25 protein-coding genes and 3 pseudogenes are annotated in these 25,496 nt (G+C 55.1%); 14 read left to right on the top strand and 14 right to left on the bottom strand.

Annotated elements, in window-relative coordinates; all coding sequences use genetic code 11:
- Positions 1 to 14: 14 nt before the first annotated feature.
- Complete coding sequence (locus FHS21_RS23785; RefSeq protein WP_183664477.1) at positions 15 to 1,046, top strand: IS110 family RNA-guided transposase; 1,032 nt, start codon at positions 15 to 17, stop codon at positions 1,044 to 1,046.
- A gap of 161 nt (positions 1,047 to 1,207) precedes the next feature.
- Here FHS21_RS23785 and FHS21_RS23790 read toward each other — a convergent pair whose 3' ends face one another.
- Positions 1,208 to 1,765, bottom strand: coding sequence for an MOSC domain-containing protein (locus FHS21_RS23790; RefSeq protein ID WP_312879922.1), 558 nt, complete (start codon positions 1,763 to 1,765; stop codon positions 1,208 to 1,210).
- 238 nt (positions 1,766 to 2,003) lie between these two features.
- Between FHS21_RS23790 and FHS21_RS23795 the strand changes: the two genes are divergently transcribed.
- The 5 genes and pseudogenes from FHS21_RS23795 (at position 2,004) to FHS21_RS30900 (ending at position 5,617) form a co-directional block, all read left to right on the top strand.
- Positions 2,004 to 2,855 carry an alpha/beta fold hydrolase gene (locus FHS21_RS23795; RefSeq protein ID WP_183664385.1) on the top strand — a complete coding sequence of 284 codons (852 nt, stop codon included), beginning with the start codon at positions 2,004 to 2,006 and terminating at the stop codon, positions 2,853 to 2,855.
- A 448-nt stretch (positions 2,856 to 3,303) separates the two neighbouring features.
- The gene (locus tag FHS21_RS23800; protein ID WP_183664387.1) at positions 3,304 to 4,242 is read left to right on the top strand and encodes a LysR family transcriptional regulator; all 939 of its coding nucleotides are present in this window, start codon (positions 3,304 to 3,306) and stop codon (positions 4,240 to 4,242) included.
- Positions 4,243 to 4,472: 230 nt separating this feature from the next.
- Entirely contained in the window at positions 4,473 to 4,889 is a 417-nt protein-coding gene (locus FHS21_RS30890) for a glycine betaine ABC transporter substrate-binding protein (RefSeq protein ID WP_312879924.1), read from the top strand.
- A 41-nt stretch (positions 4,890 to 4,930) separates the two neighbouring features.
- A pseudogene (locus tag FHS21_RS30895) lies at positions 4,931 to 5,122 on the top strand (ABC transporter ATP-binding protein); the annotation flags it as partial.
- Between the two features lie 45 nt (positions 5,123 to 5,167).
- The gene (locus FHS21_RS30900; RefSeq protein ID WP_246411183.1) at positions 5,168 to 5,617 is read left to right on the top strand and encodes an ATP-binding cassette domain-containing protein; all 450 of its coding nucleotides are present in this window, start codon (positions 5,168 to 5,170) and stop codon (positions 5,615 to 5,617) included.
- A gap of 12 nt (positions 5,618 to 5,629) precedes the next feature.
- On the opposite strand, the gene FHS21_RS23810 is transcribed toward FHS21_RS30900, so the two are convergent.
- From FHS21_RS23810 to FHS21_RS23820, 3 genes are all read right to left on the bottom strand, one after another.
- Complete coding sequence (locus tag FHS21_RS23810) at positions 5,630 to 6,214, bottom strand: pyridoxamine 5'-phosphate oxidase family protein (RefSeq protein ID WP_183664389.1); 585 nt, start codon at positions 6,212 to 6,214, stop codon at positions 5,630 to 5,632.
- A 387-nt stretch (positions 6,215 to 6,601) separates the two neighbouring features.
- On the bottom strand, positions 6,602 to 8,227 hold the full coding sequence (locus FHS21_RS23815) for an ISL3 family transposase (RefSeq protein ID WP_246411174.1): 1,626 nt from the start codon (positions 8,225 to 8,227) through the stop codon (positions 6,602 to 6,604).
- Positions 8,228 to 8,384: 157 nt separating this feature from the next.
- A complete protein-coding gene (locus FHS21_RS23820; protein WP_183664391.1) occupies positions 8,385 to 9,071 on the bottom strand; it encodes an IS6 family transposase in 687 nt (228 codons plus the stop codon).
- A 71-nt stretch (positions 9,072 to 9,142) separates the two neighbouring features.
- On the opposite strand from FHS21_RS23820, the pseudogene FHS21_RS23825 reads away from it, so the two are divergent.
- Positions 9,143 to 9,418, top strand: a pseudogene (locus FHS21_RS23825) (dihydrofolate reductase family protein); the annotation flags it as partial.
- A gap of 84 nt (positions 9,419 to 9,502) precedes the next feature.
- Here FHS21_RS23825 and FHS21_RS23830 read toward each other — a convergent pair.
- Positions 9,503 to 10,186 (bottom strand): IS6 family transposase, encoded by a 684-nt coding sequence (locus FHS21_RS23830; RefSeq protein WP_183664393.1) that lies wholly within the window; start codon positions 10,184 to 10,186, stop codon positions 9,503 to 9,505.
- A gap of 76 nt (positions 10,187 to 10,262) precedes the next feature.
- On the opposite strand from FHS21_RS23830, the pseudogene FHS21_RS23835 reads away from it, so the two are divergent.
- Positions 10,263 to 10,631 (top strand): annotated as a pseudogene (locus FHS21_RS23835) (transposase); the annotation flags it as partial.
- A 196-nt stretch (positions 10,632 to 10,827) separates the two neighbouring features.
- Here FHS21_RS23835 and FHS21_RS23840 read toward each other — a convergent pair.
- The 8 genes from FHS21_RS23840 to FHS21_RS23875 all read right to left on the bottom strand — a co-directional run bounded on the left by FHS21_RS23840 (position 10,828) and on the right by FHS21_RS23875 (position 18,600).
- The gene (locus FHS21_RS23840) at positions 10,828 to 12,018 is read right to left on the bottom strand and encodes an aminotransferase class V-fold PLP-dependent enzyme (protein ID WP_183664396.1); all 1,191 of its coding nucleotides are present in this window, start codon (positions 12,016 to 12,018) and stop codon (positions 10,828 to 10,830) included.
- Positions 12,019 to 12,080: 62 nt separating this feature from the next.
- Positions 12,081 to 12,722 carry a GntR family transcriptional regulator gene (locus FHS21_RS23845; RefSeq protein ID WP_183664398.1) on the bottom strand — a complete coding sequence of 214 codons (642 nt, stop codon included), beginning with the start codon at positions 12,720 to 12,722 and terminating at the stop codon, positions 12,081 to 12,083.
- Positions 12,719 to 13,717: a hypothetical protein gene (locus FHS21_RS23850; RefSeq protein ID WP_183664400.1), complete on the bottom strand. Its 999-nt coding sequence runs from the start codon at positions 13,715 to 13,717 to the stop codon at positions 12,719 to 12,721. Before FHS21_RS23850 ends, FHS21_RS23845 begins: the two co-directional genes overlap by 4 nt.
- Positions 13,718 to 13,738: 21 nt before the next feature.
- The gene (locus tag FHS21_RS23855; RefSeq protein WP_183664402.1) at positions 13,739 to 15,055 is read right to left on the bottom strand and encodes a Zn-dependent hydrolase; all 1,317 of its coding nucleotides are present in this window, start codon (positions 15,053 to 15,055) and stop codon (positions 13,739 to 13,741) included.
- Positions 15,045 to 15,830, bottom strand: a complete 786-nt coding sequence (locus tag FHS21_RS23860) for an ABC transporter ATP-binding protein (RefSeq protein ID WP_312879923.1) — start codon at positions 15,828 to 15,830, stop codon at positions 15,045 to 15,047. Before FHS21_RS23860 ends, FHS21_RS23855 begins: the two co-directional genes overlap by 11 nt.
- A 10-nt stretch (positions 15,831 to 15,840) precedes the next feature.
- Complete coding sequence (locus FHS21_RS23865; protein WP_183664404.1) at positions 15,841 to 16,653, bottom strand: ABC transporter permease; 813 nt, start codon at positions 16,651 to 16,653, stop codon at positions 15,841 to 15,843.
- Between the two features lie 14 nt (positions 16,654 to 16,667).
- Positions 16,668 to 17,648, bottom strand: a complete 981-nt coding sequence (locus FHS21_RS23870) for an ABC transporter substrate-binding protein (RefSeq protein WP_183664406.1) — start codon at positions 17,646 to 17,648, stop codon at positions 16,668 to 16,670.
- 46 nt (positions 17,649 to 17,694) lie between these two features.
- Positions 17,695 to 18,600, bottom strand: a complete 906-nt coding sequence (locus FHS21_RS23875) for a polysaccharide deacetylase family protein (protein WP_183664408.1) — start codon at positions 18,598 to 18,600, stop codon at positions 17,695 to 17,697.
- Between the two features lie 610 nt (positions 18,601 to 19,210).
- On the opposite strand from FHS21_RS23875, the gene FHS21_RS23880 reads away from it, so the two are divergent.
- Complete coding sequence (locus FHS21_RS23880) at positions 19,211 to 19,369, top strand: hypothetical protein (protein WP_183664410.1); 159 nt, start codon at positions 19,211 to 19,213, stop codon at positions 19,367 to 19,369.
- An 83-nt stretch (positions 19,370 to 19,452) separates the two neighbouring features.
- Here the strand turns inward: FHS21_RS23880 and FHS21_RS23885 are convergent, their stop codons facing one another.
- Positions 19,453 to 20,253, bottom strand: coding sequence for an IclR family transcriptional regulator (locus FHS21_RS23885; protein ID WP_183664412.1), 801 nt, complete (start codon positions 20,251 to 20,253; stop codon positions 19,453 to 19,455).
- 132 nt (positions 20,254 to 20,385) lie between these two features.
- On the opposite strand from FHS21_RS23885, the gene FHS21_RS23890 reads away from it, so the two are divergent.
- From FHS21_RS23890 to FHS21_RS23910, 5 genes are all read left to right on the top strand, one after another.
- Complete coding sequence (locus tag FHS21_RS23890; RefSeq protein ID WP_183664414.1) at positions 20,386 to 21,306, top strand: polysaccharide deacetylase family protein; 921 nt, start codon at positions 20,386 to 20,388, stop codon at positions 21,304 to 21,306.
- 65 nt (positions 21,307 to 21,371) lie between these two features.
- Positions 21,372 to 22,868, top strand: coding sequence for an ABC transporter substrate-binding protein (locus tag FHS21_RS23895; RefSeq protein WP_183664416.1), 1,497 nt, complete (start codon positions 21,372 to 21,374; stop codon positions 22,866 to 22,868).
- A gap of 21 nt (positions 22,869 to 22,889) precedes the next feature.
- Complete coding sequence (locus FHS21_RS23900) at positions 22,890 to 23,810, top strand: ABC transporter permease (RefSeq protein WP_183664418.1); 921 nt, start codon at positions 22,890 to 22,892, stop codon at positions 23,808 to 23,810.
- Between the two features lie 9 nt (positions 23,811 to 23,819).
- Entirely contained in the window at positions 23,820 to 24,683 is an 864-nt protein-coding gene (locus FHS21_RS23905) for an ABC transporter permease (RefSeq protein WP_183664420.1), read from the top strand.
- An 8-nt stretch (positions 24,684 to 24,691) separates the two neighbouring features.
- Positions 24,692 to 25,489 (top strand): SDR family NAD(P)-dependent oxidoreductase, encoded by a 798-nt coding sequence (locus FHS21_RS23910; RefSeq protein ID WP_183664422.1) that lies wholly within the window; start codon positions 24,692 to 24,694, stop codon positions 25,487 to 25,489.
- Positions 25,490 to 25,496: the final 7 nt, after the last annotated feature.

The following is a 25,496-nucleotide window of genomic DNA, read 5'->3' on the forward strand; positions in this document are numbered from 1 at the left end:
GGAGAAATGGAATGATGAAACACTTTGTTGGTCTGGATGTTTCCCTCGACCTGACGTCGGTATGCGTTCTTGACGAAGCCGGCGCTGTCGTGTGGCGTGGCAAGGTTGCCTCGACACCAGAAGCCTTGACTGAAGCCATTCGCAAACACGCAGCATCAGTTGTGAAGATTGGCCTGGAAACAGGCCCGTTGTGCACTTGGCATTGGCATGCCCTCCGGGAAAACGGCCTTCCTGTGGTCTGCCTTGATGCCAGGCATGCGAAGGCGGCGTTGTCTGTTCAGCTGAACAAGACTGATGACAATGATGCCTACGGCTTAGCCCAGATTATTCGGAGCGGCTGGTATAAGGAAGTTGCGGTCAAGAGCCTCGACAGCCATCGTGTGCGGAGCTTGCTTTCCTCCCGTGCCCAGCTCGTCAATATGCGCCGCGATCTCGGAACGAAGATACGTGGGCTCTTGAAGACATTCGGCAGGATTGTCGGGAAAGTTGGTGGAAGGAAATATGAGGAATCCGTTCGCGAGCTCTGCGCGGGAGAGCCTGGGCTTGAAGTGGCTGTTGCAGCGTTGCTGGCTGTCCGCGCACGCATTGAGCAAGAAATCGGAGCTTTGGAAGAACGCATTCTCGGGTTCGCCAAACACAGCAATGCGTGCCGTCGGTTGATGACGGTGCCCGGCATTGGCGTCTTGACGGCCGTCAGCTTCGTCACGGCGGTGGATGATCCAGCGCGCTTTGTGCGCTCATCGGGTGTTGGTGCTTACTTCGGCTTGACGCCGAGACGGTATCAATCCGGAGAAGTCGATCGTGACGGGTCGGTGTCAAAATGCGGTGATGCACTCACTCGCACCTATCTCTTCGAGGCCGCAGGTACTCTCTTGTCGCGGGTAGCCAGATGGTCTGCGCTGAAAGCATGGGGCGCGCGCTTGGCTCGCCGGATAGGCAGCAAGAAAGCCCGTGTGGCTCTCGCCCGCAAACTGGCGGTCATCATGCATCGAATCTGGATCGACGGCAGCGAATTCCGCTGGTCGAAGGAGGGGGCGAACGCGTAATCACTGGCTAAGCCAATAGCACATCCGCCCTTTCGGCGGTGTCATGTCCCTGCCGGGACGATGGCGTCGGTGACCTCGTACATGGGGAGGCAGCCCTAATTTAAGGTACTGCGTCGATTACATTGAGGCACCCACGTCCTGAACGCTAACATGCGGCGACCTTATGTTAACCGCGAAGAGAACCACAGAGTCGGCAGGAACCACGGATACGGCAAAAAGGGCTTGCAATCAGCTCCGCGATCAGAGAACCCCATGTAAAAGCCCGGTCTCGAGTGACGGACTAGCAGCGACGGCATGTCAGCCTGATCGAGACGAATAGCAAGCTTGTGGCAGGTCACACGGGGTTGCGAGACCTCAAAAATAGCGGTTCCGATTTGGTAGCGATCTCCAATACAGACCTCGTCATCCGACATACCTTCCACCGACAGGTTTTCGCCAAATTGACCCCAGGGCATCGTGGGCCGGGATAAAAGCGTTTCCCAGAATTGGTACGAACTCGACTGATACACGAGCACGGCCCGCTGCTCACCTCCGTGGCCGTTCAAGTCAGCTTGCCGATCTCCGTCAATGTTAAGTCGTCTTGCGAAAACGCGATTTGGAACAGGTGTCTTCCAGATCGAGGTTTTGACGCGCCGGCCATCGGGACACCGTATCTCCCGGGGCTGTCCAACATTCACAGACACCAGTCGATCGGCCATCGAAAGTTTCCCCCAAGCCATCTTACATTCGACAACGGATAAAGGTCGTGGCTGGTAGAATGCTGCAATCCCAAGATATTTCAGGTTCCAAAAGCTTCAACATTACGTGCCGAGATCGAAACAGACTCAGGTCAAGGGGTTTGCAATCTTCTGCGCATGGGAACGCGCGCATCGGCGTAACCTTTAAAAAAGGTGTTGACAGGTTACGGTAATCGCCGTAACCATTATTGAACTTTCTTGTAGGTTACGGAGAACGCAGATGACCAAAGTACGTTTCAATAGAGTGAGTGTGGATGGACTGAGCGTTTTTTATCGCGAAGCGGGAGATGCCCAGAAACCGGCGCTTTTGCTGCTTCATGGATTCCCGAGCTCAAGTCATATGTTTCGCGACCTAATTCCGGCACTCTCTGAGGATTTTCATTTGATCGCTCCGGATCTCCCGGGTTTCGGCCAGACCGAGTTCCGTGGCCGTGACGAATTCACTCATTCATTTGAGAATATCGCGAGGGTTATTGATCGCTTCACAGAAGTGATAGGCCTTAACAGGTTTGCGATATACGTATTCGACTACGGAGCTCCAACGGGCTTCCGAATCGCAGCCTGGCATCCGGAGCGCGTCACTGGGATAATTTCTCAGAACGGCAACGCTTACGTCGAAGGGCTGAGCGATGGCTGGGATCCGATCAAGGCTTATTGGAATGATGCGTCTGAAGCCAACCGGAACGCTGTGAGAGGGTTCCTGGCACCCGAGACAACAATTTGGCAATATACTCATGGTGTGCCAGATAAGTCTTTGATTTCGCCGGATGGCTACTCATTAGACAATTATTACCTGGCTCGCGAGGGCGCCACTGAGGCGCAGTTGGACCTCTTCGGCGATTATAAGAGCAACGTGGCGCTTTATCCGGAGTTCCAAGCTTATTTCCGAAGCAACAAACCACGTTTCCTTGCAGTCTGGGGAAAGAACGATCCGTTTTTCTTGCCGCCAGGTGCGGAGGCTTTTAAGCGCGATATCCCAGATGCAGATATCAGGTTCTTTGACACAGGGCATTTCGCGCTTGAAACCCATGCCGACGAGATTGCAGCGGCCATTAAGTCTGTCTTCGCTTGACTATAGCCGTTACGGGGTCAGCACACTCTGCTGATCCCGTTCCGAAGGCAGCACGTCAGGGTCGGCTTTGACCTTTGAGGTCCAGCAAGAGCGAGGCCACTCACAAGAAATTTGTTCCGACGCGGATACCTTCGAGCCACTAGGATCCGGAGAAAGTGGGATGTGCAATAGGATACAAGACGGCGCTCGTGTGCGTGGAGTATGTTGTCGGGCGGCGGCCTCTGTGCTCGGTGGTGTTTCGATTTTAAGGCGGCTCTCCAGTCTTTGCGGTCTTCATTGTAGCGGTCTGGTTCGAACACAACGGCGAAACGTGATTCGGAATGAATGTAGGACTTATGGCGATCCCGATGTTCTCTGCCGCTCCCAGATCCAACGACATCACTGACAGTCATTGCGATATGGGGATTGCCATAAAGACTAGTCTTGGGGATGGCTGATGGAGGCAGTCATGAATGTTCCAAAGCAGAACATTCCACCGATACATGATGTTGATATACGGCTTCTGCGTATTTTCAAATCTGTAGTCGAATGCGGCGGCCTTTCGGCGGCCGAGTATACACTTGGGGTGGGTCGGTCCGCGATAAGCAAGCATCTATCGGACCTTGAAGCACGATTGATGGTACGTCTTTGCGAGAGAGGGCGTTCGGGATTTAGCATCACTCCTTATGGCGAAACTGTCTACCGTGCCACCATCGAGCTGTTGGACGCGTTAGATCAATTTCGAGCGCAGGTTTCTGCCGCCAAAGGTGTTCTGACTGGCGCTGCAGATTTGTGCTTGATGGACAACCTCCACCTGGAGCGCGGAAATCCGGTGGCCACCGCATTGAAGAAGTTTTCTCAAAGGTCGCATGGAGTCACGTTGAATGTTTCAACGGCTGGTCCTGGAGAAGCGGAAGAAGCGGTTTCGGCGAGACTTGCCAATGTAGCAGTGACATCGTCAAATAGTGGTCTGCCGGGATTAACGTATAAGGCGCTTGCGGTGCACCGCTCAGCATTATACGCGGCCACAAGCCACCGGCTCGCCTCTATTCGACCGGGAACTGCCCTCAGTGAAATCGACGATCTTGATATTGTCACGCGAGCTTATCAGCGAAGAGAACATTCTTTGCTTGGTCTCGGTTGGCGGTCTTCCGCGGTCGCGAACGATCAAGAGGCAACTGTGCAATTAATCTTGAGTGGCCAATTTGTAGGTGTGCTTACAGAGCATACCGCAGACCCATGGGTGCAAAACGGGAAAATGGTCCGCGTCCCGGTGGAGCAACCCTTCATCGAAACGTCGACCTACGTCGTGTTCCGCACGAAGTCGAAGAATCTACCGGTGGTTCAGGCCATCGCGCAGGATCTCGCGAATGCCTACGCCGGCGCCTCTAAAGCAAACGCAGCGTAACAGCGAATTTGAAAAATCGGAGCAAGGACAATAATCGCGAAAGTTCAACTAGGGCTCTTGGTAGCTGCAACGCTGTTTCTGAACGCAAGCGCCACCACCAAGGCTCTTGCGGAGAACGTGAAAATCGGGAGCAAGAACTTTACTGAGCAGTTTGTTGTGGCAGAAATCTATGCCTAAGCGAAAAGGCGGGTTTCACAGTCGAACGCCATCTCAATCTGGGCGCCACGGCCATCGCTCAGGCAGCATTGATTCACGGCGATATAGATTTTTATCCGGAGTATACCGGAACCGCAATGGCGTCGGTTGTCAAAGGCGATCTGTCGGGCTCAGCGAATAAGATTTATGATGATGTAAAACAATTCTACGAACAGAAGTTTCAACTGACTTGGCTGAAGCCCTCAAACATCAACAATGGCTATGCCATGCTTGTTAAGCCTGAGCTCGCAGAAAAATACAAGCTTGCAATATTGACGGACCTGAGCGCGATTTCGAAGGAGCTAATTTTTGGCGCCGAGGCTGGCTACTCGGACAGGACGGATGGTCTGCCGGCTCTAAAGCGGGTTTACCGGATCGTATTTAAAGAGTTCAAGAATTCGCTAGTCCTAATTTCCGGTATAGCGCACTTCTTGGCAACAACATCGATATAGCGGAAAGCGATCCGATCGCACTCAGACGACAGATTGGCTATGTGATCCAAAATGTCGGACTTTTCCCACACCTTACAGTGACAGAGAATATCGCTTTAGTGCCAAGGCTTTTGGGTTGGGCAGAGGCGAGAATTCGGTCCAGAACTGGCGAGCTCTTGGAGCTTGTGGGTATTGATGCTGGAGAGTTCTCGAGACGATATCCTAAACACCTGTCTGACGGGCAATGGCAGAGAGTAGGAGTAGCCCGCGCACTAGCAGCCGATCCCCCGATCCTACTGATGGATGAGCCTTTTGGAGCGATCGACCCAATCGCCCGCCACCGACTGCAGAATGAGTTGAAACTTATCCTAAAAAAGGTCCGCAAAACCGTTGTGATTGTCACGCACGATATTGACGAAGCTCTCAAGCTTGGTAGCAACGTAGCTGTTATGCGTGACGGCAAGATCAGCCAGAAAGACAGCCCTAACACTATCCTTCAGAATCCTGCCAACAAATTTGTCGCTGATTTTATTGGCGATGTCCGTGCTCTCCGGAGACTCGAACTCTTCACGGTTGAGGATGTAATGGTAGCGTCACAAGGCCTACTCACCAGCCGTGAAATCCCCATCAATGAGAGCCTCCACCACGCCCTGTCGAGGTTGATTTCCCTCCAAGCCGATATGCTAACCGTAACCAAATGTGGAGTCCCCGTGGGAATTGTTCACCGCGACGCCATCTTGAAATTCTAGTCGGTAATTCCCTCAAGCTTTGCTTCGATCGCTGCCTTGCTCCATGTGCATCTGGGGAATTCTAGCCGGGCAGTTCCCGAATGCTTGTTCGACCGTTACTAAAACGACCGACTGAGCCATTGGCCAAATCCGCCGCAACTCGTCCGACGCGGATACGATCTCCGCCTTGCCATTAAGGCGCCCACGTCGTTGGTGCTCAAAGTCGACAAACAACATTCCAACGTGTGGGTTTTCCGCGATGTTTCCGAGGCTATTATAAAGGCCATTGCCCGCGTAGTCAGGAAACGCCACATGCTGTGCGTCGATCACCAATACCGCGGGTAGCGGTTCTCCCGCTGCATTGTATTCTCTAGCCTTAAAACTGGCGTCACAGTGGCCTTTGGCACTGGAGGTGGCAAGGAAGAAAAAATGCTGAGAGTTAATAAAAGCCGCAAACCCTACGGAAATTGAATCTCGCATCATTCCCTTCAGGTTTTCTTCTTTCCAATCAATGGGACTTGGAAAGATTGCCCGCATTGCCAACTCGCCCGGGTGACCGAGTGCCAAGTCTGGCTCAATATTTGCCGATTTTAGTGACAAATTGCTGTTCGTGCTCATAGCGACGTCCTCTTACACGTTTGTTGAGAACATTAATGGACCCGAGGCCTCGTCATCAGAATATTGAATCGCTGCAATGGTTCGTTCCGCCAAATGAAACGCATCCGGTTCGTTTCACTGAGCTGATGTGGTGGACAGCCCCCGCTCCCAGCATCGCAATGTACTAAAGTGTGGCTGTCGAACTCACTGAGAATGGAAGTAAAAGAAGATCGTGATGCCAGCACCCAAAACTACAAGAGTGGCGAGGGCGATCAATGCGGGTTTTGGAAACAAAAAAGACGAAAACGACAACGATCGCCACACCGAATACCAATAGGATATAGCGAAACTTATTTTTCGACTGCGTGCCGCCAGCTCCTGTCGCTTTGCTCTTAAAGGGGTTCATCCTCACTTTCTGTGATTCAGCGGCAGCATTCTTGCCCTCATCAGTTCTGGGCCGGCGCGACCGTACATTGCTCGCTTCAGCATCTTGAGGCGGTTGATCTGCCCTTCGGCTTGACCGTTGCTCCAAGGGAGTTCGATTGCATTTTTGACGGCATCAATATCCCGGCGCAAAACGCTGGCGAAACGCATGATCGCCGTGAGTTCGGTGTCAATGGCATTGTCGATCCATTCATCCAGTGCCGCCGAATTCCTGCTGCGCAAGATGCCGTTGAAGCGCATGGCCAAGTCACGCATTATGGCGAACGCTGTCGAGCCCTGCTTCAAAGCATTGACCTTTCTGGTCTGAAGATCTGTCAGCAGGCCGCGCGGTTTTATGCACAAAGCTGCGGCCACCACAGACGAAATCACATGACCGGTATCAGGATCGCGGACAGGTTCTGAAACATGCACATCTGGAGGCGGGTCGTCGGGTTGGATGTTTTCGGCTTTACGCCACACCTTCAACAGGCGCTCCAGATTGGAACGACTGCCCGTGTAGCCGCGGTTCTTGATATCGTGAAACAGATGGCGCCCAATGCGGTTTCCATTCTTCCGCCATTCAGCCAGAAAAGTTTCAAAATACAATGGCGATGTGGGATTCAATGCTGCCCGGTTTCTGTCTCGAGGTGCGTTAGAAGTGAGCCAATTCGCGATGCTGCGGCGCTCGTATCCGGTCCGCCTTGCAATCTCGCTGTAGGTGAGGCCCTGCTGGCGCAGAGCTTGAAGCGGGGCAAATGTTTCCTGACGGGATTGTCTGTGCTGCAAGCGGGCTCGGCGATGTTGTGCCGTAGCGCTGGCGATCGCATCTTCGGAGAGAATGGGTCTAACATGGGCGTGGCCATAAACGCTCATCTGTTCCTTGATCGCAGCCCTGAGATTTTGGACCAGATGAAAACGGTCAGCCACCTGGCGCGCCTGCGGTGCGCCCTCCCGAGCTGCCTGGGCATACAGGCCACAGCGATCTCGGCTAACAACTTCGATCGTCGGACGTTCTTGCAACCATGCTTTTGCGCTCTCAACGCTGCGGTCGTCCAGAACATCGACGACCGATTGACGCTCAAGATCGACCATGATCGTGCCGTACCGCGAGGAATGCCGCCAGCTCCAATCATCAATGCCCACAACCCGAATATTGTCTTTTTGCATGGACGCCGGATTATTGCGCTTCAATTGCCGCAAGATCGTGTCGTCACTGACCGGCATGCCGAGCCGATGCATCAAGTATTCACCCGGGCGACCGCCCATCTTGTGGCCAATCAAGCGTACAATCTCGGCCATCCGTTCCGTTCGTCGCGTGTAGGGTGAAGCAATCTCGGGCAACCTGTCGGTGAAGGTTCGTCGCCCGCATTTCCGGTGCCTACACTGCCACCGGTTCAGTGCGAGTTTGATTTTCACAACTTGACCCTGAACAGGCAAGTCCTGGAGGCGGCGGTTGTGCCAGCCGTGCCGGTGCCGGCTTCGCCTTCCGCAATCCGGGCAGATACCGATAGGTTTCGCAGCGGCAGAAACAACCCAGTTTTCTTCATCTTGAAGGGTGATACCCAGAACTTTGATCCCGGGGCCGGGTGACCATTTCAATTGCGTTCGCATCCCCGCAGATAGCAATCGCGGCGCTAACACTCTGTTAACCACAGAAATTGAGGATGAACCGTTTCAAGTGTAAATCGACAAGAAGAGAACCAGCCAACATTTATGGTTGTGTTGCAAAATTTCTGTGGGGTTATAGGTGGCCTTCCGCTCGACACAATTATGCTGTCAGGGCCGCAAACTGTGCTTTGAGTGAGAGCGCTTTTGTCGAAGCGAAGATGCCTTGTTGCTTACGCATCATGTGAATAAGTTCGATGCCTGCCAAGGTGATATCGGCTGAGGTCTCGGACTTGAAGCCAAGCATTGAACGTATCCTTCGCTTGATACGCCGGTGATCCTGCTCAATAGTGTTGTTCATATACTTGCTCGACCGGATGGCAATGGGCTTTCCATCTTGTTGCAATCGAACTTCCGCATCGCTTTGCATAATTGCTATCCGATTGGTCTGGCTACCATCAATAGTGATACGCTGTGGTCTGCCGTGATGAGCCAAAGCCTTATGAATGAAATGTTTGGCGGCACGCAGGTCCCGTGTCTTGCTGAAATAGAACTCGACGGTATCCCCGTTGTTATCAATGGCACGGTACAGGTACATCCATTCGCCCTTTACCCGGACATAGGTCTCATCCAGATTCCATTTGCGTGTGACCTGACGCTTCTTTCTATTGAAGCACTCAAGCAATCTGGGACTGAAATATATGATCCAGCGATGCACCGTCGAATGATCCACATCAATGCCGCGCTCTGCCATCATTTCCTTCAGATTGCGAAGGCTGAGATTGTAAGCCAAATACCAACGCACGCATAAAAGGATCACTGACTTGTCGAAGTGGCGGCCTTTGAACATCCAATCCCCTGGTGTAATCAAAACCAGAATGATGCAACGGACTTTATTTACAAAAACTTTGCAACAGAGCCTTAGAAAGGCGCAGCGACGTCGATGATCTTATCAGGGAGCTGCGAGGTCTCAGCGACGGCAATGTGTGGATCCTCGGTGGAGGGAAATTGCAGATGGCCTTCATCGAGCGATGCGCACTGGACGAAATCGAGATCTATGTGATGCCGGAGCTCACAGGCGGCGGACGACCACTCTTCCCCCCTACGGGGTTTCGGAAGGCTCTGCGCTTGCTTCAGGTCAGCGCGCTCGACCAAGGCTGTGTCCGCCTTCATTACGCCTTCGACCGCACTGCTTAGAACGAAATTTCCGCATCGGAGGGCACAATTTGAGGCGTTGTCACGGTAACCGAAAGATCGCATGAGATTTCCTCGGTCCCGATTTCAATCGAGTATGCCGGTCATGGCTTTCCACTCAGCCATGGCCCTGAGCCGGTGCAGGTGAATACCAAGAGCAGAGTGGTTGTGGCGGATTGGAACGAACAGATTTCGAAGGGCTGAGAAGGTGGAAACGAAGCGTTGCAAACCTCCTGATGATCGGAAACCCTGCATAGAGCATTCCCGTTTTCGTAACGGTACGTGGGAATTCTCGGCCCGGTTGTTCAGACCTTTGTGGGAGCGGTGTTCGACATGAGACATGACCTGCCGCTGTGCTGCACCATAGGAACGAAGCTTGTCGGTTATGATGCGTTTGGGCACAAGGCCTTGCTTTTTCAATAGACGCATCAACAATCGCTTGGCAGCCTTGGTATTGCGGCGGTTCTGAACAATCTCATCAAGTACATAGCCATCCTGATCGACGGCGCGCCAAAGATAATGTTTCCTGCCGGAAATGGAGATCACCATCTCGTCCAGATGCCAGATATCGTTCGCAGATGGCTGCTTGCGTTGCAACCGGCGAGCATAATCTGGTCCGAACTTGATCCCCCATCGGCGAATGGTTTCATAGGATACGACAATGCCGCGCTCAAGCAGCATTTCTTTGACCAGACGAAGGCTCAGCGGAAACCGGTAATACAACCACACCGCGTGAGCAATGATCTGCGGCGGGAAACGGTGGCGCTTCATAGCTGACGACGGAGCGGTTCATGCACAACCGTTTATAGCAAAAGTCGCTGAACCAAAGTTAACGTGATAACCCCCCGACGGAGCCTATGACGGCAAGCCAACCTACTATTCGATCCTGCAGCATAGCAGCACCGCGAACGTCGTCATTCCACCTCGGTCGACGGCAGTGGCAGGCGGTGATACCGCACCGCCTGGTCAACGGGAGAAGCACATTGCCGCGATCGCAAACGTAGGTCGGCTGAAATGGCAGGCTGTTACCGGCTATGGTAAGCGGGCTCTGATCGAAACTGCCATCGATCGGTACAAGGCGCTAATCGGACGACGCTTGCGGGCTCGCTCTTTCGCCGCTCAGCAGACCGAGGCTGCCATCGGTTGCATCGCTCTCAACCGCATGCTGGCGTGTGGACGCTCGGAGTCTGTCCGGCATCAAATCAGGCAGGCATAACCGACAACATCAAAGAGCAAAATGCGTTGGATTTCATATCCGCGCACCAACGCCTCCGTCGACCGGCTTCAATTTGCCATCTCGGCAATCTAAGGAAGGTGTCCTGACCGGTTTGCTATAGGTCGGACCGCCTTTGCGGGCGCGCACAAAAACAACTTGAAGCGACCAAGCTTATCGAGACGTAGAACCGATGTACCTAAAGTTCCGGAAGGACCGAGAGTATTTTATCGACATCGTCTTCGTTATTGTAGGCATAGAGTGAAATTCGAAGCAGATCATCCTTCTCTGCCACGAGAATTCCTTTCTCTTTCAACCTTTTTTCCAGCGACTGAGCACTGCCGCGCGGAGCTATTGTGACAATGCCGCAGCGTTCGCTCCAACTATCGGATGTCTTCAGCTCAGCCTTTTGCTGCTTCAGTCCTGCAATAAGCCGGTCCGACAGGGTTTGAACCCTCGCTTCAATGCGTGAAAGTCCAACTGCCCTGATGATGCGGGCCGAGCGGCGTTGACACCAGACTCCGACAAAGTTCGGATTTCCATACTCAAAACGATGACCATCGGAGGCGAGTTCCAGGTTGGCAACCTTGCGATCGATGGAGGTAAAGCTGAACTTCGATGCGTATGGAGGCAATATCTTGTCGATAAGGCCTGGACGGACATACATGAAGCCCGCGCCAGCAAGGCTGAGCATGGTCTTGTGACCACCGCTGACGACCACGTCCGCGCCAAGTTCATCAATGCGTTGATCGAGAATTCCGCACGCTTGAATGGCATCGACGAGGAGTATTGCACCGGTCTTGTGCGCGAGTTCAGCAAGTTCGTGCGTGGGACCTCTGTGGCCCGATCCATAGGAAACCCAGGCGACGGACACAACTCGGGTTCGCCCATCGATAGCTTCGACGTAACTCGAAAACGGGACGCGGCCATCCGCATCAGCCTTGATGATACGAGCTTCCACACCCTGAAACTCAAGATAGCGCCAGGGAAATGTATTATTTTCGTGCTCAAGCTCGCTCAAGACCACATTGTCGCCTTTGCGCAAATCGATGCCGTGGGCGACGATGTTTACCCCCTCGGACGTATTCTTGATCAAGGAGAGGTTTGCCGGATTTGCGCCGACCATATCCGCAACGTCATGCCGGGCCTTATCGATATTGTCCATCGAAAAAGCCTCACTGCCGGCATTGTCATAGACATCGCGCGTCCATTCCTGCATGGCGGCTTCTGTCCAGTAGGGGACGAGAGCCTTGCGTGCCGTATCGAGGTAGACATAATTCTTCGCCGTAGGAAAAGCCGAACGGAAATTCTCCCAATCCTTGGCGACATCGGCTTTCGACGACGCTGGAGCCTTTGGGCTTCCAAGTGAGATCATGCTCTGCAATTCCATTTATTTTGTCCTTGGGCTTGTGATAGTTTTTGCGATCAATTCCGGTGCGTTTCACGCGGGAACTATTCGAACTTCGAAAAGATCTGAGCGCCTGCTGAAAGAGCGTTGGAAAGATGCTGGTAGATGGCGCGTTGGGCGCCCTCTGGATCCATGGCTTTGATGGCACGCAGGATTTTCAGGTGCTCGGCAACTGTAGCGCGTACACGGTCATGATCGTGATGCCTAGGAAGTTCCATAGTGAGTCCGATCTGGTTGCGCAAACCCGTGTTCAGCCGCAGTAACTCTCGGTTCCCTGCGGCCTCATAGATTGCATCGTGAAAATCCCAGCCAAGTTTTTGAATGGTCAAGAGTTCGGAGCTCGGGTCATCGAGAAGCTTTTCGAATTTTTCTTCGAACGATAAGAGCTGGGATGTGGGACCCCGGGCTGCTGCCAGAAAAGCGGCAATGCCTTCCAAACCCATGCGCACCTCGTAAATGTCCCTCAGGTCAGCAAGTGAAAGCCGCCTGACGAATGTTCCGCGCCGTGGACTGACTTCAATCAGGCCGTCGCGTTCAAGGTCTTTCAATGCCTCGCGTATTGGGGTGCGACCGAGACCAAGACGCTCGGACAGTCCGCGCTCGCTGATCGGCTCATCGCTCGGGATTTCACGGACCAGTATGAGCCTGCGAATTTCCTCGTATGCGCGTCGTGAATGTGTTGTCACCGTTTCCTCCCAAATGGCATGCTTTGCGCGGTTTGCGCCTCACCGGCCATGTCCACGCAAATCTTTGCGATCGCCAGATCGGCGATAGCCAGTCCCTGAACTATTGCAAGTATTCGTTGCTTTGCATCGATACGCGCGGGCGCAATCCTTGCAACAATCTCCCCAAGTTTTGTCGTGGACCGGGAGTCGATTTCCTCCTCTGAAATCTCCCCATGGCGTATCCAGCTTGCAACACTGCCCATGACTTTCGCAAAGCCGATATCGTCCACTACGAATCTGTCGGCAGTCTGGAACAGCGCCGGCGGCAGCTCACCGTGCTCGCCCATGCCGCAAATGGTCATTCCCTCGCGAAAGTCCTCCGGATCGATTACGGGAGAGGGCGATGAGGTCAAAGTCAGAACGGCGTCCGCCTGCTGAACAGCCTCACGCGCGGAATTGGCGGCACGGATTTCAGCGGATTTCGGGCGGAAAGAGCTTGCCATGGTCTTGGCTTTTACCGGATCGCGCGATGCAATGATGAGGGTTCCGCCCGGAAATACGTGCTCAAAGCCGGCAACGACTTCTGCGGCGATGCGGCCCGCTCCGATCAGGGCGACGGTCGGCCGCTCGTTGCTGACGAGGTTCTTCAGCGCTATCAGCCCGCAGGCCGCCGTTCGCATGCGGTGCAGACGTGTCTGGGCCACCAGGGCAACAGGCTTTGCGGTGACAGGATCGACGAGGTAGCAATAGTGATGTTCCCCGTCTTGCCCGTCGTCGCCCACGTCGCCGACGACCCGAAAACCGCAGGCACCGCTTCCGGGGAGATATCCGCCTTTGACCTTGAAAAGCGTCGGAATATTCATCTCACCATTGAGAAACATCGCTGCCGGCTCTGACAGACGGGCTACGCCAAGCCCCAGTTCAACAAGCACAGCCTCGCAGACAGCGACGACATTCGCCATCGTCACGAGGGTACTTGTTGTGGCTTCATCAAGAAACGTGAAAGGCAGTGACAATGATTTTTCCATTTTCAGTAACTATTTGGCAAGCTGCATGACGGTCCAGCCAAGGACTTTGGTTCCCTTGATGAAGTCGTCGATTTCCATCCACTCGTCCGGGTTGTGGCTGCCCTTGGGGTTGCGTACAAAAACCATTCCGCTCGGAACACCGGCATTGGCAAAATCCCCAGCATCGTGTCCGCCGCCGCTGGCGATGGTGATTGCCGGGACGGCGAGCGCTGCGGCGGCCTGCGTCATGATCTGGCGAATGGAAGGATCCATTGGTGCTGGCGTGACGCAGCCAATACCGTTGAGTGTGATTCTAACCCCGCGCCGCGCGGCTATTTCCGCGCTATTGGTTTTGAGGAATTCTCCGATGCGATCGAGCGTTGCAGCTTCATGGCTGCGCGCATCGACAACAAAATGAAAATCACCCGGCACCTTGTTGTGACTGTGGACGTCAGGATCGGTATGCGCCTTGCCGAACGTCAGGACAAGATCGCCGCCCTCCGTCTCGATCGTCTCCCATTCCTTCTCGCAACGGCTTGCCAATTCCGCGATCGCCAGAAATGCATCGTGGCGCATAAGCCTTGGCACCGCACCGGAATGGGCATATTCTCCAAGGCAATGGCCGTCACGTACACGAAAGTTACCGCGAATCCCTGAGACAATCCCGACGGGAATTTCTTCATGGACCAGCACCGGGCCCTGCTCGATGTGCAATTCGAGGTATGCGCGCAAAGCCGTCGTGTCGAAGGTCGGTACGCCCTTCTCGATCGCGTCGATATTGCAGCCCAAATCTTCCATGTAGTCCCGCAGCGTTCTGCCTGTGTCGAAACGCTTTGCCGTATCCAGTTCTTTTGCAGGCAACAGGCCAAGGGCAGCGCGAGAACCGATGTGATGAATGGAGAACCAAGCGCTTTCTTCCCCGCGTATGCCGAACAATGTTACCGGTTCGGAAAGGCTTGCGCCCATTTTTTCGAGGGCGACCAGCACCAGAAGCCCTGCTATCACGCCGGCAGCACCGTCGAAATTTCCCCCTTGCGGCACAGAATCAAGGTGCGAACCGGTGATCACGCCGCCGCGAGCGCCGACGCAATCTGGACGGGTAACGAGAAGATTGCCAGCAGCGTCAAACCGGGATTTCAGACCAAAGGTTTCCGCCGCCCGTTGAACAATCGCTGCAGCTTCCGTCTCGCCCTCACCATAGGAAGGACGGGTCACGCCCTGCACGTCGCGGCTCATTTCGCGTAATTCGTCAAAAAGCTGAACGGCGAGCGGCTTCAGCGTTTCGATTTCCTGCGCCAGACGATATTTCTGATCGCCGTCAATTTTTTCGAATTGGTTACGCAGCATTTGTTGCATCCTCTTTCACGCTGTTGCGTACATCCGTTTCGATAAGGCCCCAGATGCGATCCACCATCGCGACGAATTCCGGCTGCCGTTTCATGGCAAGTGTTCGCGGTCGGGGAAGATCGACGTCAATCACCTCCCTCACACGGCCGGGTCTGCGGCCAAGCACGACGACCCGGTCAGACAGGAAAATGGCCTCATCGATCTGGTGAGTGATGAAGAGAACGGTCTTTCGCCCGACTTCCCAAATGCGCAGCAGCTCGGTTTGCATGATCTCGCGCGTCTGCGCATCGAGAGCGGAGAAGGGCTCGTCCATAAGAAGAACGGCCGGATCAAGTGCGAGAGCCCGGGCGAGATTGACGCGCTGGCGCATACCACCTGAAAGTTGTTTCGGCCAGTACGATTCGAACCCGGCAAGTCCGGTGAGCTCAAGCATGTTGCGAACGCGTTCGGTGGCTTCTGCGTCCAGCTGCCCGTTCAGCTTGAGGCCCAGCGCTGCGTTTTGCCAGACGGTGCGCCACGGTAGCAAACTGTCGGACTGGAAGACAAAGCCTCTGTCCGGCCCAGGCGCGGTAACCTTGTTGCCGCCGATCCAGACATTGCCGGCATCCGGCTCTTCGAGCCCGGCGATGATGCGCATCAATGTTGTCTTGCCGCACCCGGATGGTCCGACGATGGAGATGAACTCGCCCGCCTCCATCTTGATATCGACTGAACGAAGAGCTTCCAGATTACCAAACAGCTTTGAAACTTTACGAATTTCGAGAGTGTCCGACACGATGTGTTTCTCACTTGTTCCAGGGTTGCAGGACACGTTCAAGATAGCGCGCACCCGCGGTCAGAATGACGCCGACGAGGGCAAGGACAACGACTGCGGCGAAAAGCCGTGGCATGTTGAAGACTTCGGACGCCTGAGTGATCATGAAGCCGAGGCCCGCCCGTGAACCGAACAGCTCACCCACAACGACCGAAACGATAGCTCGTCCGACGGAAAGGCGGACACCAGCGAGGATGTAGGGCAGGGCAGAAGGCAGCATCACATTCCAGAAGACCTGCAGTGGACTCGCTCCGAAACAGCGGACCGCCTCTATCAACTTCGGGTCGGTGGCGCGCAGACCAGCTTCGGTGTTGATGATCATCGGAAACGTCGCGTTAATGATGACCACAAAGACCTTCGACCACAGACCGATGCCAAACCACAGGATGATCAGGGGAGCGATTGCTACGGTGGGGGTGGCATAGAGCGCCGAGATCCACGGGCCGAGAATAGCGTTGGCAATCTTGTTCGTTGTGATGAGAAACCCCAAAGCGATGCCGAGAATGATCGATATGATGAGCCCAATCCCAAACTCGGCACCACTGACGCCCATATGGATAAAGAGTTCGCCGCTTCGCATCAGATTGTAGATTTGCGCGGCAATCTGTGTGGGCGTGGCAAGGAACAGTGAGTTGGAAATAACGAGCCGCCCTACCAGCTCCCAGGCGACGAGGCCACCGGCAATGGAGAGAAAACCTGTATGTTGCGAACGGTGCGTGCGAGCGCCCCCGAACAGACGGCGGAATCCTACCTGTTTCTGTGGTCTGTCCGTTGGCTGGTTCATTGTCGTTTCAGCACTCACTTTGCTGCTGCCTCGACATATTTCGGATCATAGAAGGCCGAGAGAGGTTTTAGCGGCTTCTGCAGGTCCCCGCTATCGGCCAACGTGGATTGAACATGTTCGAGAGCAGCCGGCGTTATTCCGCCATCAGGAACAAAGGCATGAGCGGCGATAGCCATATCTAATGTTCGCAAACAATCCTTCACATCGGCATTGCTGGCCTTGGCGAGGATTTCGGCGACTTCCTGCTTGTTATTGGGGTCGAGCATGTAACGCACGGCGCGGTTATGCGCTTTGACAAACGCGACAAGCTTGTCCTTGTTCTTGGTGGCCCAGGCGGTGTTTGCATGGTAGATCATCATCGGGAAGTCGCCCATATAAGAGGCAATCGGGCCGAGATCGGTGAAGCCCTTGTCGATAGCATTGAAATTGGTGGGTGCACCGATGACCGCGGCGTCAACCCCGCCCGACATCAAGGCGGCAAAGCGGTTGCTGGTGGAGCCGGCAAACAAAAGCTCGACATCCTTGTCGGGGTCCATGTTGAAATGCTTGGCTGCAGCATTCCACCACAGGGCGGTGATATCTTTCTGACCGCCAACGATGACGCGCTGTCCCTTCAGATCCTGAATGCTATGGACCGAAGGTTTCGCAACGAGGGAGTAGATTCCTTGAGAGAGGCTGTTGGCGAAGATCGTCAGGTCGCCGCCGCCGTCGATGGCGCGGAATGTATCCACCATCGATGACGAGCCAATATCGGCCACGCCAGCCGCGACCTGCTGTGCTGATTTGGAGCTTTGACCGCTTTGAAGCCAGTCAACGTCGATGCCTTCGTCGCGGAAAAATCCTTTTTCCTGCGCGACCAGTCCTGGCCAATTCGATGCGGTAACACCGATAAAAGCCAGGGTCACCTTGGCGGGTTCGGCCGCCAATGCTGAAAGAGAGCTCGCGGCGGACAAGCACAGAGCAACCACGAGACCCTTGAAGATTGAATTTCCCATTTTCTGTTCCTTCCTCTTTTGTGATTGGATGCGCAGTGAATGCCCGTCAGCGCCAGCCGGCAGGAGCACCGCCTGTTGCGGTGGCATAGGCCTCGGCAATCTCAGAGCCGGTCGCAGCCCAGACACCTGGTTTGGACATGATGTATTCGAGGGCGCGATCAAGAACGCCGATGCGATGGGCCTGGCCCATGACGAAGGGATGGAGACTGATGCACATGACGCGGCCGGATTCTTCGCCCTCCTCATAAAGGACATCGAACGTATCGCGGATCATCCGTTCGAATTCGGGCATGGATTGCTTGTTGCGCCAGAGCGCGGCACTGTCATTGACTTCAAACGAATAAGGCACGGACATCAATGGCTTGCCTTGAAGGTCCATCCAATAGGGTTGATCGTCGTTAACCCAATCGGCTACGTATTTGCAGCCATTTTCGACCAGATAGTCCAGCGTGTTCCAGGTTTCCTGCAGACCGGAGCCCAGCCAGCCGACAGGGCGCTTGCCGCTGCTCTTCTCGATAATATCGAAAACCGAGCGAACCATTTCGCGTTCTTCCGCTGGCGGAATTTCATTGACGCGGTGCGTGTTGGTGCGGCCATGGCCCATCAGTTCCCAGCCGGCAGCACCGCAGGCCTCGATGATTTCCGGCATGTCCAGACATACTTCGGCATTGAGCGCTACCGTCCCGCGAACGCCGTGCTTGGCCATCACATTCAACATGCGCCAGACACCAACACGGTTCCCGTAATCGCGCTGGGCCCATTGCCGGACAGCAGGGATTGCATCGCCACCTTTCGGCCGCTCCTGGGAGTCGCCGGGCATTGCAACGTTGAGATGAAAAATCTCGATGTTCGGAACAACCCAAAGAGCGAGCTTGGAGCCGTTCGGCCATTTCCATGCGGGGCGTTTTGTAATCGAAGAGAATGGGAAAGGTCCGTATTTACGCGCTTCCATCAGTAACCTCGTTGGATTGAAAAAATTGTCATACCATTGGTATACCAGTAAGGCTAAATAAAAGGCATTGTATTGGCAAGTGCTTTTTTTATGCAAATGAACATTTTGAAGGCTGAGGCCGGCCGCATGACACATAGCAGCGGCACACCCGGTGGCGCAAAGCTGCGCCAGAGACCGAACGAAACCGAGATCAATCGCCGCGCCTAGGAGGGCTGATATGGGCCAAAGCTAGTTCGGATCAAAACAAGATCGCTCGAGTGTGTTTTGACATGCAAAATGCGGCTCTGATGCAGGTCCGGTCCAATTCTTTTCACGTCACATCAATCGGGCGGACTATCAGAACATCATGCTTCCGCGCCCTTACGCCTCCCAAGCCGGGGATTAATGTCTTTGTATCAGAGAAGCAGTATGGGTCATTAGGATGTGCGTTTTATTTAGGATAATGCGCTGGCATGCCGTGAGACCAAAAGCTAAGAAGAAGTCGGTGAAGTTCACTTTCCAGCAATGCTGACGCTGCCCCGCAACTATAAGCAGTGAGTTGCGCTAGCGTCGTTCACGCTGCGGCGGATGCAAACGCGTTGAGCATTGTGCGAAGCGTAGGGCTGGCGGGATGAGTGCATCGGACTTAGGTGTCATCATTCCTTGCAAGGCGGGTTATCTGGAGCTGGCGCCATTTCTGCAGTTTGGCAATGACCCAAATGGGACATTATCGGCATTTTCAAAGGAAGGGCTTCTGACCGGCTTTGAAATTGAACAAGTTGGCAAATGAGGCCTGGATATCCCACTTGGGAGTTGCGGCGCGTACCATGCTTCGTCTAGGGTTATTTGCGGCGTGCTTGTGGTGTTTCCATCCTATATACCGATAGGATGTTGCCAACGTACTGATCTACCCCTTTCGGTTTCGTAGCCAGAAGCGCGGCTGATCTGATCGGCCGCTCCGCGTAACAGGAGCAGCAGTTCTTCCCGCCTTGGCACATAGCGTGAGGTCAAAGTGCCGAGGTTAAGTGCTGCAACGACGTTGCCTTTCGCGTCATAGAGCGGGGCGGCTATGCCGGTCGAACCGGTAATGAATTCCTGATCGTTGACGGCATAGCCGTCCCGGCGCACGTTCGCCAATATATCGCGGATCTGGCGTACATCCGTGATCGTAAAGCCCGTGTAGGACAGGAGCTTGACCCGCGAGAGATAACTTTCGAGCACTTCCGCAGGGGAATGTGCCAGGAGCACCCTGCCTGTCGCCGTGCAATAGGCGGTAATGGCTGCGTCCATGTTCACATCATAGCGGACCGGATGATGGCTCACGCATTTGGCAAGTCGTCTCATATCACAGCGCGCATTCATGGTGCTCAGCAGAACTGTTTCACCGGACTCATCGCGCAGCCGTTCCATGAACGGCATGGCCGTGACGACAAGCGGTTCCTCATGCCGGCGGAAGGGAAAACCGTGCCGGCTGGACTCAACCAGCACATAATGTCCCATACTGTTACGGCTCACGTGACCGCGCGCGGCAAGCGTCTGCACGAGACCGTGCGTACTACTTTTCGGCAACGACAGGTCGCTGACGATTTTCGATAGGGGAATGGGCTCGCGACAGCTGGACATATATTCCAAGATGTCGAGGATTCGACCGGCGCTTTTCACTTCAGAGTTCATATATGTGAACGAAACCCCCGTTGCTGATTATTGTAAAGGCTTACTACACTCTTGCCTAGAAAATCGACATTCAAATGATCCGCCGGAGCCTTCGCGGTGATCGGCGTCCAGACCACGTAAGACGAGCAGCATATGGCAAATCCGGCGAAAGAAAATGCGTCACATGAACCATGGGAATGGCCAGAAGAAGTTTGGCGCCAGAAAACAGCCAAGGTTCGCGCTGGTATTTCGCTCAAGCCAAAAATGTGGAAAGAAGGGGCTCGGATGGCTGTCGCCCTTTCTTTCGATGCCGACCATGAGACTGTCGAACTTCGAAACGGCGGCGGTTCGATAAGCCGTCTCAGCCAGGGCCAGTATGGCGCCAGGGCGGGCATGCCGCGTATCTTGAAGCTGCTGGAGAAATATGCGGTTCCTGCTTCGATCTTCATGCCTGCGGTGTCCGCAATGATCAATGCTGATGAAGCGCGTGCTGTTGTCGCCTCCGGCCATGAACTTGGCATTCACAGCTGGATTCATGAATTCAACTCAAAGCTCGATGAGGACACCGAGCGCTCCTTGTCGTTGCGCGCTGCTGACATGCTGGAGCGCATTTCCGGTCAACGCCCTGTTGGCATGCGAACTGCCTCATGGGATTTCACTCCTTCCACGCTCAAGATCATCCGCGAAATGGGACTGCTCTATGACTCGTCCCTGATGGCTGACGATGAACCTTATGAACTCACCGAGGATGGCGAGCCAACCGGTATCGTCGAAATTCCCGTCGAATGGATTCGCGACGATGCGCCCTATTTCAATATGGACCGTATGGGAGGGGCAAGACCCTACGGTGGCCCGGTGATGGTGCTCGACATTCTTCAGCGCGAGCTCGACTTGGCGTACGAGGAGCGCGGCGTATTCCAGCTGACGCTGCATCCGCATCATTCCGGTCATCGTTCGCGCATTTTCATTCTCGAGGAGATTATTCGCCAGGCCCAAGCCAAAGGCGATGTGTGGTTCTGCACGCATGCCGAACTCGCTGCCTATTGCGCAGTCGAGGCAGGTTTGCTGCGCTGAAGCGCGCTGAAAGGGGAATTGCAATCAGACCCGACGATTTTGGCAACTTATAATGAGAGGGAACCATGCTGAAAACATTCGCAACGACCGCAGCTCTTGCCGCCAGCCTCCTGACATCCGCGGCCTATGCACAGGCGGCCAAGGACACGCTGACCATCGACCTCCCCAATGATGCGGCGACGCTCGACCCACATCTGCAATGGGATACGGACAGCTATTCGGTGTATCGCAATATCTTCGACAATCTGATCACGCGCGACACCTCCGGTGCGATCGTGCCGCAGATCGCCAAGGCGTGGAAATATACGAGCGATACGGTTATCGAGTTCGATATCCGCGATGATGTCACCTTCCAGGATGGCAGCAAACTCACCGCGGATGACGTTGCCTACAGCATCAACCGAATTATCGATCCCAAGCTCAAGAGTGCCCAGCTGTCGCAGTTCGACCAGATCATCAAAGCTGAAGTGATCAGCCCGACCTTGGTCAAGGTAACCACGAAATCGCCGTATCCGGCGCTTCTTGCGCAGCTGGTAAAATTGTCGATCGTTCCCAAAGCCTATGTGGAAAAGGTTGGCGCGCAGGAATTCAACCAGAAACCGATGGGCAGCGGCCCCTACAAGCTGGTTCAGTGGCAAAAGGGTGTTCAGACCGAACTTCAGGCCAATGATCACTATTGGCGGGTAAAGCCGGCAATCCAGCATGTGATCTTTCGGGCGGTTCCCGACGTCTCGACGCGTATCGCTGATTTGCGCACCGGCAAAGCAGACCTCATCCGTGAATTGCCAGCCGATCAGGCTATCAGCCTCAAGACCGAAACCGGTATACAGATACTGTCCGTGCCGACGGAACGGGTCGGTTATATGTATATCAATGCCGAAGCTGGAGCGACCAAGGATGTCAGGGTGCGCCAGGCTATTGCCTACGCCATCGACACGCCGGGGTTGATCGAGGCCTTGCTGCAAGGTTATGGCGCACCGGTCAATGTTCTCGGCGCGCCGCCGGTCTTCGGTTATACGGACAAGGTCGAAGGTTATAAATACGATCCCGATAAGGCCAAGGAACTCATCAAGGAGGCCGGCGCCGAGGGTGCCAAGATCGAATTCCTGACGTCGCCGGCCTATGACCGGGCTCTCGTCGAGGCGATACAGCAGATGCTGAACGACGTTGGCCTCGATACGCAGATCGTCTCGCTCGATCAGGCAACGTTCCTCAAGCGTCGTCAGGGCGACGCAGCCAATGCCGGTAGCGTCGCCCTCGGACGCTGGTCCTGCGCCTGCCAGGATGCCGATGGAATCATCTTTCCGTTGTTCCGCACAGGTAGCAGCTGGGCCAAGTACAGCAATCCCGAGTTCGACAAACTCGTCGACGGGGCACGCTCGACACTGGAAAAGGACAAGCGTCTGGTCGACTATCAAAAAGCGTACGAAATCCTGCGCGCGGATGTGCCGGGCATCGGCCTATATCAGGCTTACTCGGTCTATGGCGCCAGCGCGCATTTGAAGTGGCAGCCGACAGCCAATGAAGCCATGTTCGTCACCGATATGAGCTGGCAGCAGTAGAGAGAAGCGGGCAAGATTGTCATGTTGAGATATGCCGGAAGCCGGCTAATTCAGGCGGCCATCGCGATCTTCGGGGTGCTCACGATCGTCTTCATCGTGATGCACCTTTCCGGCGACCCGACTCTTCTGCTGGTGCCGCAGGGCGCCTCGACCCAACAGATCAATGAACTGCGTCATCAACTCGGTTTCGATCAGCCGCTGTGGGTGCAATATGTCAACTACCTCAAGGATCTCGGCCACCTGGATTTTGGCATGTCCGTGGTGCAGCATGTTCCTGCTGCCGAAATCGTTGCCTCGCGCTTGCCCTATACGATGATGCTCGCCGCAGGGGCCCTGATGGTCGCGATCGGCATTGGCATCCCGGTGGGCATCATCATGGCCACAGGTCGCGGCGGCTGGCTGGAGAAAGTCCTGGCGGCGATTGTACTGACCGGGCAAAGCGTACCTACCTTTCTCTCGGGTATTCTTCTCATTGCGGTCTTCGCTGTGAACCTGCGTTGGCTGCCGACTTCCGGTGTCGGCGATATCCGTGCCTTGATCATGCCATCCATAGCGCTGGGCGCCATCTCGATGTCGACCTTTGCCCGTATGACCCGTATCGCCGTTCTCGATGAACTCAGCAAGGATTACGTCCGGGCAGGGCGTGCGCGTGGGTTGTCGCTCGGTGCCGTGGTCTTCCGTCACGTTTTGCGCAACGCCTCGATTCCGGTCATCACAATAGCCGCGCTCGAGATCGGCAATCTTCTTGCCGGCGCAGTGATCGTCGAGACAGTCTTCGCCTGGCCCGGCATTGGCCAGCTGGCGATCCAGTCGATCCAGTCGCGCGACTTCCTTGTGGTGCAGGTGATCGTCCTTTTGATCTCCTGCGTCTACGTCCTGACCAGTTTGCTCGCCGACTTCGTCTATGCGGCCGTCGATCCGCGCATCCGCATGGTACGGTAGGAGAAGCAGATGGTTGCATTCATTCAGTCTGCCCGAAGCCGTATTTCCCGCGTTCCGCTGCCGATCATCATCGTCTCGATCATTCTCCTGATCATAGTCGCCATGGCGATCCTGGCACCGTGGATATCGCCCGCCGATCCGACGCGGCAGAATCTGCTTGGCCGTCTCAAGGCGCCGGGCTTCGAGCGCGCCGGTATGACTTACTGGCTCGGTACCGACGACCTCGGCCGGGACCTGCTTACCCGTATTCTCTACGGCGCCGGTGTTTCGCTTGGCGTCGCTGTGCTTTCGGTTTTCGTCTCGACACTGGTCGGTGTGTCGCTTGGCATGCTCGCTGGCTGGTTCCGCGGCTGGGCGGAAATCTTCATCATGCGCATGGTCGATATCGTGATGTCGATCCCTGCCGTCTTGCTGGCAGTGCTGACCGTCGCCGTTCTTGGTCCCGGTTTTCTCAAGCTTGTGCTGGTGCTGGGTCTTACCCGCTGGCCACGCTATACCCGCGTTGCCTATGCCCAGACACTGCAGGTCGCCAATCTGCCGTTCATCAAAGCGTCGGAGCTTGCCGGTGCTGGCGCCGTCCGCATCTTGTTCCACCATATCCTGCCGAATATCGCCGGGCCCATCCTGATCGTCGCAACGTCCGAGTTCGGCCTGATGATCCTGATGGAGGCCGGATTGTCGTTTCTGGGGCTCGGTATCCAGCCGCCCGCACCAAGCTGGGGCTCGATCATGAGCGTGGGACGACAATATGTCGAGCATGCCTGGTGGATCGTCGCCTTTCCCGGCATCTGCCTTTTCCTGCTGGTATTCTCGGTCAATGTCCTCGGCGATTGGTTACGCGACCAGCTCGATCCCCGTTCCCGCACCCGTTGAGGTATACTATGGAATTCGCAAACAAGACCGTCGTCATCACTGGAGCTGCCGGTATATTCGGCCGTTGGATCGCTGCGCATTTTGCTGCGGAAGGTGCGCAGCTTTGCCTCGCCGACATGCGCAAGGAAGCACTGGATGCTGTCGTTACCGACCTTGGGCTCGATCCGGTCAAAACCCTGCTGCACACAACGCAGCTGACCGACGAAACCTCGATCCTCGAATTAGTCGCGCTGGTCAAGGCACGCTGGGGCGCGCCGGATATCGTCATCAACAATGCGGGCATCTACACCAAGTTTGGCCTGCTCGATATGGAGATCGCCGATTGGGACCGGGTGTTCGGTGTCAATCTGCGCGCACCCTTCATCATCAGCCGCGCAATGGCCAAGTTGATGATCGCCGACAAGCGCAAGGGCTCGATCATCAACATTTCGTCTGGTGCGTCGCGGCAGATGCGCAACGGTTCGGTGCCGTACTGCACGTCGAAGACCGCGCTTGAGCGCCTATCGAAAGGACTGGCGCTGGAACTCGCCGCCTACGGCATCCGTGTCAATGTTGTCGAGCCGGGCTTTGCGCCGGGCAGCACTGTCAGTGAGCTCTCGGATGAATACGTGACGAATATGTTGAAGCGGATTCCGCTTGGGCGTTCCAGTGGGCCGAACGATGCCCCATCGGCGATTGCCTATCTCTGTTCGGAGAAAGCGTCGTTCATCACGGGTGCGGTACTCAGCGTCGACGGCGGCAATTCCATCGGGACATTCGAGACGGGCGAACTCGGAAAGACGCTTGGCACAGCCGCGCGCGGGTAAGGGGACA

This window comes from Phyllobacterium trifolii, from assembly GCF_014192095.1.
Lineage (GTDB): Bacteria > Pseudomonadota > Alphaproteobacteria > Rhizobiales > Rhizobiaceae > Phyllobacterium > Phyllobacterium trifolii.